1 pseudogene is annotated in these 646 nt (G+C 65.3%); it reads left to right on the forward strand.

The features are described 5' to 3' along the window. Positions 1-646: pseudogene (locus Cba03nite_RS39460) on the forward strand (ABC transporter substrate-binding protein); the annotation flags it as partial.

Raw genomic sequence — 646 nt, forward strand, 5'->3', positions numbered from 1 at the left:
GGCGCACCTGGCGACGAACACCGGTGCCGCGGACATCGAGGCGATCGAGGAGGGTTGGGCGGGTCAGTTCACGGCCAACCCGGGCAAGTTCTACAACTGGACCGACTACGGCGCCAACGACATCAAGGCGCAGTGGCCGGCGTGGAAGTGGCAGCAGGGTTCGGCGGCTTCCGGTGAGGTGATCGGTCTGGGCACCGACGTGGGTGGTATGGCGATGTGCTACCGGCGTGACTTCTTCGAGAAGGCGGGTCTGCCGACCGACCGCGACGAGGTCTCCAAGCTGTGGCCGACGTGGGAGGACTACATCAAGGCGGGCGAGCGTTTCAAGGCCGCCAACATCAAGGGTTCGGCGTGGATGGACGGCCCGACGGTCATGTACCGGTCGATCCTGGGTCAGCAGCCGATCGGTATCTACGACGGTGACAAGGTCGTCGCGGACACCAACCCGGGTGTGAAGAAGGCCTGGGACCTGACGATCGACGCGATCAACAAGGGCCTTTCGGCCAAGATCGCCGCGTGGTCGGCGGACTGGAACGCCGGCATGGCCAAGGGCAGCTTCGTGACCCTGGCGTGCCCGTCGTGGATGATGGCCTACATCCAGTCGCAGGCCAAGGACTCCTCGGGCAAGTGGGACATCGCCGCGGTT

It is taken from the genome of Catellatospora bangladeshensis, assembly GCF_016862575.1.
GTDB classification, from domain to species: domain Bacteria; phylum Actinomycetota; class Actinomycetes; order Mycobacteriales; family Micromonosporaceae; genus Catellatospora; species Catellatospora bangladeshensis.